Origin of the sequence: Thermodesulfatator atlanticus DSM 21156, assembly GCF_000421585.1 — a bacterium.
In the GTDB taxonomy this organism is placed as follows: domain Bacteria; phylum Desulfobacterota; class Thermodesulfobacteria; order Thermodesulfobacteriales; family Thermodesulfatatoraceae; genus Thermodesulfatator; species Thermodesulfatator atlanticus.
This window is the reverse complement of record NZ_ATXH01000005.1, coordinates 103,050-112,984: the sequence shown is the minus strand read 5'-3', so window position 1 is coordinate 112,984 and position 9,935 is coordinate 103,050. Positions and strand designations below refer to the sequence as shown.

6 protein-coding genes are annotated in these 9,935 nt (G+C 44.9%); 2 read left to right on the top strand and 4 right to left on the bottom strand.

Annotated elements, in window-relative coordinates:
* The first annotated feature begins 344 nt into the window (after nt 1-344).
* Both H528_RS0103490 and H528_RS0103485 read left to right on the top strand, forming a co-directional pair.
* Nucleotides 345-2,984 carry a valine--tRNA ligase gene (locus H528_RS0103490; protein ID WP_022852961.1) on the top strand — a complete coding sequence of 880 codons (2,640 nt, stop codon included), beginning with the start codon at nt 345-347 and terminating at the stop codon, nt 2,982-2,984.
* A complete protein-coding gene (locus H528_RS0103485; RefSeq protein ID WP_022852960.1) occupies nt 2,985-4,175 on the top strand; it encodes a methionine adenosyltransferase in 1,191 nt (396 codons plus the stop codon). It begins immediately after the preceding gene.
* Nucleotides 4,176-4,207: 32 nt separating this feature from the next.
* On the opposite strand, the gene H528_RS0103480 is transcribed toward H528_RS0103485, so the two are convergent.
* The 4 genes from H528_RS0103480 to H528_RS0103465 form a co-directional block, all read right to left on the bottom strand.
* Nucleotides 4,208-4,672, bottom strand: a complete 465-nt coding sequence (locus H528_RS0103480) for an FKBP-type peptidyl-prolyl cis-trans isomerase (protein WP_022852959.1) — start codon at nt 4,670-4,672, stop codon at nt 4,208-4,210.
* 112 nt (nt 4,673-4,784) lie between these two features.
* Nucleotides 4,785-6,002 (bottom strand): ATP-binding protein, encoded by a 1,218-nt coding sequence (locus tag H528_RS12525; RefSeq protein ID WP_022852958.1) that lies wholly within the window; start codon nt 6,000-6,002, stop codon nt 4,785-4,787.
* A gap of 162 nt (nt 6,003-6,164) precedes the next feature.
* Nucleotides 6,165-8,174 (bottom strand): excinuclease ABC subunit UvrB, encoded by a 2,010-nt coding sequence (uvrB, locus tag H528_RS0103470; RefSeq protein ID WP_022852957.1) that lies wholly within the window; start codon nt 8,172-8,174, stop codon nt 6,165-6,167.
* 233 nt (nt 8,175-8,407) lie between these two features.
* Nucleotides 8,408-9,916 carry an MBL fold metallo-hydrolase gene (locus H528_RS0103465; RefSeq protein WP_022852956.1) on the bottom strand — a complete coding sequence of 503 codons (1,509 nt, stop codon included), beginning with the start codon at nt 9,914-9,916 and terminating at the stop codon, nt 8,408-8,410.
* Between the last annotated feature and the right edge of the window lie 19 nt (nt 9,917-9,935).

Here is a 9,935-nt window from a genome sequence, read left to right as displayed (position 1 = left end):
ACGAAGAATACTTTTGAGAGCCAGCGGAAGAGGTGAAGTAAGTGGTCTTTTTCGGCAGGGCCTAAGACGTTATGGCCTGGAAGGGCAGTGCGAGAAATGATGTGATAAGCGGCCTCTGGGTTTTTGATGAACTTTCTAGGTATACGCGCCATGATTAGCCTCCTTTTAAAATTTGCCTGTCCCTTTTCTTTTAAATCGGTTGGACAGAAAGAAGGCTTAAAAAATTTTGCCTGTCCCCAGGCTACCCGGGTTAGATTCCCACCAAACTAGATTTTTAGATACTGGTCGGAAGTAAAATTTGGCGTTATAAAATCTTTTTACTTCATGTAAAGGGGAGGTTTTTTGTGAAAGAGCTGCCAAAGGCGTATGACTTCCGCGGGGTAGAAGAGAAGTGGTACAAGTTCTGGGAAGAAAAAGGTTATTTTAAGCCCAAACTTGATCCCAACCGTCCTCGTTTTTCTATGGTGATCCCTCCTCCCAACGTCACCGGAAGGCTACACGTAGGCCACGCCTTAAACACCACTCTTCAGGACGTCATGGCACGTTATAAACGCATGGATGGCTACGATACGCTGTGGGTGCCAGGCACTGACCATGCAGGTATTGCCACCCAAAACGTGGTTGAAAAGGCCTTGGCTAAAGAGGGGCTTACCCGCCATGATATCGGCCGTGAGGAATTTCTCAAACGAGTTTGGCAATGGAAGGAAGAATACGGCGGCGCCATTATTGAACAACTCAAGCGCCTAGGTTGCTCATGCGATTGGTCACGCTTGCGTTTCACCATGGACGAAGGTCTATCACGTGCGGTGCGCGAGGTCTTTGTTCGCCTCTATGAAGAAGGCCTTATCTATCGCGGTGACTACATTATCAACTGGTGCCCACGCTGCCACACCGCTCTTGCAGACATAGAAGTTGAACACGAACCAACCAAGGGCCATCTGTGGTATATCCGCTATCCCCTAGTTGATGGATCTGGTTACATCGTAGTGGCCACCACGCGCCCGGAAACGATGCTGGGAGATACTGCCGTAGCGGTTAACCCCGAAGATGAACGCTATCAAAGCCTAATCGGTAAAAAGATAAAGCTTCCCCTAATCGGGCGTGAAATTCCCATCATCGCCGACAAAGAAGTTGACCCCGAATTCGGAACAGGTGCTGTTAAGGTAACTCCGGCCCACGACTTTGCCGATTTCGAAATAGCCAGGCGGCATAACCTTCCTTTTGTAAAAGTCATGGACGAAGACGGCAAAATGACCTCTGAAGCAGGCCCTTATGCCGGGCTTGACCGTTTTGAAGCTCGCAAGAAAGTAGTAAACGACCTAAAAGAACAGGGACTCCTAGAAAAAATAGAAGACTACGAAGTAGTCCTTGGAAAATGCTACCGCTGTGATGACGTGGTAGAACCCCTTCTTTCCAAACAATGGTTTGTGAAGATGAAACCCCTTGCCACTCCGGCTATCGCTGCGGTAGAACGCGGATTCACCAAGCTCATCCCGGAGAACTGGAAAAACTTGTATTACGACTGGATGTACAATATCCGCGATTGGTGCATCTCTCGTCAAATATGGTGGGGGCACAGGCTCCCTGCCTGGACTTGTAAAGACTGTGGCAACCTAATAGTCTCGCGCAAAGACCCTGATGCCTGCGCTAACTGCGGCTCTACGGCTCTTTCCCAAGAAGAAGACGTGCTTGATACCTGGTTCTCCTCGGCACTTTGGCCCTTCTCCACCCTTGGCTGGCCTGAGGACACCCAGGAACTTAGGCTCTACTATCCAACCTCTCTTCTGGTGACAAGTTTCGATATTCTCTTTTTCTGGGTTGCGCGCATGCTTATGATGGGGCTTCATTTCATGGGGGCTATTCCCTTTCACCATGTTTACATCCACGCCCTTGTGCGCGATGAAAAGGGCCAGAAAATGAGCAAAAGCAAGGGCAATGTGATTGACCCCCTTGTCATGATTGAAAAATACGGCACGGATGCCTTTCGTTTCACCTTGGTAGCCCTGGCTGCCCAAGGCCGCGATATAAAACTTGCAGAATCCCGCATCGAAGGCTTTCGACATTTTGTAAACAAAATCTGGAACGCTGCCCGTTTCGTATTAATGAATCTTGAAGGCTATGAGAAAATTGACCTTGCCAAAGAAGACCTTCCCAAAGAGAGCCGCTGGATACTTTCGCGCCTTTCACGCACCGTAGCTAAAGTGCGCGCGGCCCTTGATGCTTATGAATTCGACCAGGCAGCACTCTCTGCTTATCACTTCTTCTGGCATGAATTCTGCGACTGGTACGTGGAAATGTCCAAGCGTTTCCTTGCTGAAGAAGGAAAAAGTCGCCTTCAGGCCCAAAACGTGCTTCTTGAGGTACTTGAAACAAGCTTAAGGCTCTTGCATCCCTTTATGCCCTTTGTCACCGAAGAAATATGGCAGGCAATCCCCCATGAGGGCGAATCCATTATGATTGCCCCCTATCCCACCCAAAACAAAGCCTTTGAAGACGAAACCCTGGAAAAAGAAATAGACAAAATAAAAGAAGCCATCGTGGCTATCAGGGCCATACGCGCCGATTATAATCTCCACCCTACTGCCGAGCTAAAAGTCATCGTGCGCACGGAAAAAGAAAACACACTGAAACTTTTTGAAGAATTCGCTTCCGTTATCAAACAACTTGCCAGGGTATCTGAATTAGAATTAACCAAAGAGGGTGAGCGTCCTAAAGGGGCTGCTTCGGCAGTGCTTACCGATGCCGAGATATTCGTTCCCCTTGAAGGCCTTGTTGACGTTTCTGCTGAAATCAAAAAACTTCGCAAAGAAGAAGAAAAAACCCTAAAAGAACTCTCCCGCGTGAAAGCAAGGCTTGAAAACGAGGGTTTTCTCAAAAAAGCGCCTAAAGACGTAGTAGAAAAAGAACGCAAAAGAGCAGAAGAACTTGAGGCCAAGCTTTCGAGAATCCGAGAAAATATTGCCCGGCTTGAGGAGCTTGGCTAAATGTTAGTAGTAGAGCCTTTATCAGACAAATCTGTTACGGAAGCCGGTTTAGAAGTCGTAGAACGCAAAGGCCTTGGGCACCCTGATACCATATGTGACGCTCTGGCAGAAGAGTTCTCGCGTGCGCTTTGTCGCTTTTATCTCGAAAAATTCGGCTTCATCCTTCATCACAACGTGGACAAAGGCCTTCTTTTTGCGGGAAGTGCCGAACCGGAATTTGGCGGTGGAAAAATCCTTGAACCTTTTGAACTTTATTTCGTGGGGCGTGCAACTTTAGCATATAAAGATGTTTCGGTTCCAGTAAAAGACCTGGCCCATGAAATAATAGATTCCTGGTTCAACCAACATTTTCACGTACTCCATCCACAACAGCACGTAAAAACCAAGGTTTTAGTAAGACCTGGTTCCCTTGAACTGGTAGAACTTTTTCGTAAGTTCCAAAAAACAGGCGTTCCGCTGGCCAATGATACCTCTGTTGGGGTAGGCTACGCCCCTTTAAGCCCTCTGGAAAAACTCGTACTTCACGTTGAGAAGTTTTTAAACGCGCCTTCTTTTCGTGAAAAATATCCTGCCGTTGGACAAGACATAAAAGTCATGGGCGTGCGCGAAGACTCACATTTTAAACTGACGATAGCCTGTGCTACTATCGGCCGCTATTTGAAAAACCTGGATGATTATCTTTCCTTAAAAAGAAACCTCTTACAGGAGCTAAAAACCAAGTTTTCGCAAGACTATCCCTCTCTTGAAATTCACGTAAACACGGCTGATGATATTGAAAAAGGAGATATTTACCTTACCGTCACAGGGACCTCAGCAGAAGCAGGAGATGATGGTGAAGTTGGCCGAGGAAACCGTGTAAATGGTCTTATTACCCCCTTCAGACCCATGAGCCTTGAAGCTGCGGCAGGCAAAAACCCTGTAAGCCACGTTGGGAAAATTTATAATCTCCTGACAAACGAGATAGCAGAAACTCTTGTCTCTGAGATACCAGAAATCAAAGAAGCTTACGTTACTTTAGTAAGCCGCATAGGAAGCCCTATTACTGAGCCTCAAACGCTTTCTTTGAAAATAAAAACCGAAGGTGACTTTGAAAAGATTTCCTCTAACGCCAAAGAAATTGCCTACGAAGAGCTCCAAAAAGCCCCAAAAATTTGGCAAAAAATAATCTCAGGAGAACTTGCTTGTTATTGATTTAATAAGGCCCCCAAGGGGGCCTTATTTAGCTAAGGTGTGATAAGGGGAGACTCACCATTTTGAATTTCTACGACTTTGATTTTAAAAATGACATTTTGCCCAGCAAGAGGCGGGTTGAGATCAAGGGTAATGTTTTCCGCATCAACATGGGTTACCGTAGCAGGAAGGGTTACCTCGCCCTGTTCGGTATTAAAAACAAGGTTTAGCATCATACCCACTTGGGGCTCAGTATCAAGAGAAAGGGCATCACGGGGAACAACTTTTACGAGCCTTTCGTCTCTTTCACCAAACGCTTTATCAGGAGTTAGTGTAACTTCTTTTTCTTCACCTTCTTCCATACCGATCACTGCTTCTGAAAGCCCAGGGATAATATCCGGCGAGCCAACCTGGAACTGAAAAGGTGGGCCACCTTCTGTGCTTTCAAAAACCTCGCCACTTTCCAAACGGCCTACACAATGAATGCTTACAACATCCCCTAACTTAACTTTACGCATACAAAAAACTCCTTAAAAGTTATTCGTGAAGGAAACCAAGGCAGGCCTCAGCATCCCTCTTAAGGGAAAAAGATAACATAAAAAATTTTTAATAGCCAAACAAAAATTGAACCTAAAGCCACCACCAGGGGATAACTTTTATCTGACCGGGAAGGGTTTGATATGCGTCTCCTGTATAAATGATGTTCAGGCTTTTGATTCCAGGCAGTATTTCGCGGATCTTAAGTAAAGGTTCTGAATCTTTTAGGGTGATTTTTGAAGCAAATTTAACTTCAAAAGCATGAAATGCTTTTCCGTGTTTAAGCAAAAAATCTATTTCTATCTCTTTCCCCCCCAAGGTACGGAAAAAGAAAATTTCCACACCTTCTTTAAGAGATCTTAAAGCCCACAGTTCCTGAAAGACAAAATTTTCAAAAAGCTTTCCCCAAAATTCCGGAGGGATTTCTTCAGGACTATGATAACCAGATAAAACTCTTGTTAAACCGCAATCAAAAAAGTAGAGCTTTGGGCGTTTGGTTAGTCGCTTGTTAATATTGGCAAAATAAGGTCTCAGCCTGGTTATCAATCCTCCCGTTTCTAAAAGATTTAGATAACGCGAAATGGTCGCAGGAGAAAGCCCAACATCTCTGGCTACATCTTGTTGATTCAAAAGGCTAGCCGTTCTGGAAGAAAGAACTTCCATAAAAATATGAAAATCAGAAAGATTTGCAACTTGTGAAAGATTTCTAAGGTCTCTTTCTAAATAGGTAGCAATATATCCCTTCCACCACAGATTAATGGAAAAAGAGTCTTCAAGAGTTGTAATGGGAGGAATCATTCCTCGAAATAATAACAACTCAAGGGAAAAGTCAGGCTTATCAGCTGGAGGAAATTCCTGTGTCTCTAAAAAAGTTAAAAGACTTGACTTTCTTTCCATTAGCTCATCAAGTGAAAAGGGACCAAGTTCTAAATATATCGCCCTGCCTGCAAGGCTTTCTGAAACTTGTCTCATTAAAAGAAGATTAGCAGAGCCTGAAAGGACATAACGACGGGAACGATCCTCATCTACAGCAAGTTTTATGTAGGGGAGTATTTTAGGTAAACGTTGTACTTCGTCTATAACAAGTCTTTTTTCCTGAAAGACTAACTCTTTAGGATGTTTCTCTAAAAAGCTTAAAACTTCGGGATCATCAAGGGAATATTTGGGCCAGGCAGCCACAGGAGGTTCGTTAGCAAGAAGAGTGCTTTTCCCCACCTGACGGGCCCCTGTAATGACAACGATTGGAGCGAAAGAAAGAGTCTTGCGCAAAACGTCTGCTAAAAACCTGGGTTTGTAGTGAAATTGTTTCATACTTTGAAATATTTTACATCAGGATGTGAAACATTTTCAATCAATTTTGCCCTCTCTTCGGAAACTCAAAACAGTTGACACTTTGAACTGAAATAGCCACCTTACCATTTTTCGTAACGAAAAATGGGAGCGATCCCAAAACAGGCCTAAGTCGAAATCGGTTTAAGCAGCTTTTAAGAATTTTTGGCGCAGGGCAAAAAGGCGGTCGCGTAAGGCCGCGGCTTTTTCAAATTCAAGGTTTTTGGCAGCCTCGCGCATTTCTTTTTCAGTCCTGCGGATAAGCTTGCGAAGCTCATCAACATCTTCGATGTCTATCTCTGCCAGTTCATCAAGCTCCACGTAGTCTGCCTCATAAAACTGAGCCAGGGCATCTTCAAATCCTTTTTTAATGGTCTTAGGCGTAATGCCATGGGTAAGGTTATATTCTTCTTGAATCTTGCGCCGTCTTTCTGTCTCTTCCATGGCCCTGCGCATGGATTCTGTCACGTTATCAGCATAAAGGATAACGGTCCCGTTAACGTTCCTTGCGGCCCGACCTGCAATCTGGATAAGAGAGCGCTCAGATCGCAAAAAACCTTCTTTATCAGCATCAAGAATAGCTACCAATGAAACTTCGGGGATATCCAAACCTTCACGTAAAAGGTTAATCCCTACCAGCACATCAAAAACACCCTTGCGGAGATCCCGAATAATTTTGGCACGCTCAAGGGTCTTGATATCTGAATGAAGATACTTGGCCTTAATCCCCAGGTCATTGAGATACTCAGTGAGTTCTTCGGCCATGCGTTTGGTAAGGGTGCAAACAAGGGTTTTTTCACCCTTCTTAAGGCGCTTTTTTATCTCAGCAACCAGGTCGTCTATCTGGAATTTGGCCGGTCGCACTTCTATTTTGGGATCCATAAGCCCTGTAGGGCGGATAATCTGTTCAACCACATAAGGGCCTGCTTTTTTGAGTTCGTATTCCCCTGGAGTGGCGGAGACGTAAATTACCTGATTCACACGTTGTTCAAATTCTTCAAACGTAAGCGGACGGTTATCAAGGGCTGAAGGAAGCCTGAAACCATATTCCACCAGGGTTTCTTTACGGGACCTATCACCACGATACATACCATGAAGCTGAGGGATGGTGATATGGCTTTCATCAATGAAAATCAAAAAATCATCCGGGAAATAATCAAGCAGGGTATAAGGGGGTTCACCTGGTGCCCGGCCATCGAGATAGCGGCTGTAATTTTCTATCCCATGGCAAAAGCCCATTTCCTCTAGCATTTCTAAATCAAAAAGGGTGCGTTTTAAAAGACGTTCAGCCTCAAGGAGCCGCCCCTGGCTTTTGAACCAGGCCACCCTTTCTTCAAGCTCTTTCTTTATTTCTTCAATGGCAAGGGCTAGCCTTTCTTCACTGGTAACGTAATGCGTCCCCGGGAAAATAGTTACCGCCTCAATCCGCCCAAGGACCTTTCCCCGAAAAGGATCTATGATCTTAATGCTTTCGATAGTGTCGCCGAAAAGTTCTATCCTTATCGCCTGTTTTTCTTCGTGAGCAGGAAAGATTTCGATAATATCGCCCCTTACCCGAAAAGTCCCGCGGGTTAGTTCAAAATTCTTGCGTTCGTAGTGCATGGTCACCAGGCGGCGGATAATTCGCTCCCGCGGCATATCTTTACCAACTTGGAGATAAAGATGCATACGAGAGTATTCCGTAGGAGAACCCAGACCGTAGATGCAGGAAACACTTGCCACTACAATAACATCACGCCGCGAAAGCACCGCTGCCGTGGCAGAGTGCCGCAGCCTGTCGATAAGCTCGTTGATAGAGGCGTCTTTTTCAATGTAGGTATCTGAGGCAGGGATGTAGGCCTCTGGCTGGTAATAATCGTAGTAAGACACAAAGTATTCCACGGCGTTGTAAGGGAATAGTTTTTTGAATTCGTTATAAAGCTGGGCTGCAAGGGTTTTATTGGGCGCGATGATAAGGGTTGGACGATTAAGGGTAGCAATAACATTGGCCATGGTAAAGGTCTTCCCTGAGCCCGTTACCCCCTTAAGCACCATGTGCTTTACGCCATCTTCCACCCATTTGCAAAGGGTGCTAATGGCCTTTGGTTGGTCTCCAGTAGGTTTTATTTCAGCGGTGAGTTTAAAGCTCCCTTCAGCAACAAATTCGTAAATCATGCCTTCATTTTAATCCAAAGGATTTTTGCACAAAGAGTTGCCGCAAAGCAAATCTTATCTGTAATGGGTACATTTTTTCTTTTCGACCAAATATCCGCCCACGTTACAGGAAACAGGTCATCCTAAGGCAGGCAAAACAACTTTTTTAGGGTCCGTTCGAGCAACCGTTCCCTTTTTCGTTCCGAAAATGGGAACGGATACCTTGCATTTCGGCAATTTGCAAAGTTTCCCAGCTAATTGAACCCGAAATGCTCTATCTTTCCTGTGGCTTCCAGTTCGCCACTTTTAAGGACAGAAACTGCCCCATGTCCGCCGCAGATAAGACAACGCCTGCCCTGAATTTTTAGCTTGGCATCTGTTTGCTCAGCAAGCTTAAGCAATGCCAAGCGTTCTTTGGTTGCGATTTCACTATCAACATTTACCGAAGTCATAAGGATTTTGGCGAGTTTTGCAAACTCTAAACGCTCTGGGGTGAAACTTTTTAAATTAAGCAGGCTGTCGCCAGTAAAAAGAAGGCCTGCTTTTTCGCAGAAGAAAAACACCTGACCATAAAGATGGCCCCCTAGACTTTCAAGCACTTCAAATTCATATCCAGCAAAATTAAAACGCATAATGACCGGAAAAATCTCCCGAAGTCCTAGAACTTCCTGCGGGAAGAGTTCTACCTTTTCAGGGGGTGTAAATCGCGAAAACAGGTTGATAAGTTTGGTATAAACTTCTTCCAAAATAGAACCTTCCACTCTTGAGCCGTAAGCCCTGTTGGCCTTTTGAATTATCTCTTTAGTGCCTTTGTGTAAATATGCTGGCACATTGAAAAAGCCCGCAGCCCCGGCATGGTCCGCATCGGCATGAGTGATAAAAATCTTGCTAAGACGATTCAAATCTCCTAGCCCGTAATGTTGAAACACTCGCAATAAATCCTCATGGTATAGCCCAAAACCTGTGTCAATCATTATTGTCTCGTCAGCGCTACTCAGAAGAAAAACGTTCCCACCATAAGGAAGCTGAAAACAGAAAAGCTCAAAGCCATCGAAAGAAAATTTTTGTACGTCTACATAGAAATTTGGCCCTGTAGTTTCTTTGAGACGTTGTCCTGTTTCAATGATACAACGAAAGACCTCATGGGGATCTTGCCTCAAATTGGTAAGTTCCTGAACAATGTGGTTTATGTCTGCCAGCAAACGCAAGAGAAATTCATCTTCGGCTTCGCCAATGATTTCGCGAAGCCTCTGGGCAAAACGGAGATAAAAAACCGTGTTATCAAGATAATCGCCTCGGGTATCATACTCTAGAATTTCAAGGCGATAGCGCGACTTAAGACGATTAAGAAGCTTGTCTATCAAGGCGCTTTTTTCCACCGTTAGGCTTACGGTAAGGCGGTCAGGATGTGGCCCTTGGTCGTCAAAGTCTAAAAAGGCAATATTTGCTCTTGCTTCGGTTATATAGTTGAGAAACTCAAATAAAGCCCCGGGCTTGTGGGGTAAATAAACATTAAACTTGAGAAATCCTATTGGTTCTAACGTCTCCTGGAGGTAGCCAAGGGCTTTTAGCCCTTGTTTTACCTTCTCGTATGCCTCACGGTTTGCTAACGTTACTTCGAAAAAGACCGTGTTAGGGTCGATACGTCGGTCATAATGAATGCGGTTTATGTTACCCTGAAAACGGCGAACTATTTCTGCGGCCCGGTGCAAAGCACCAGGTTCATCGGGCATGCGCGCAACGAAGTAAAATTTTTGACTCATAACCAAATTTTATACAAAT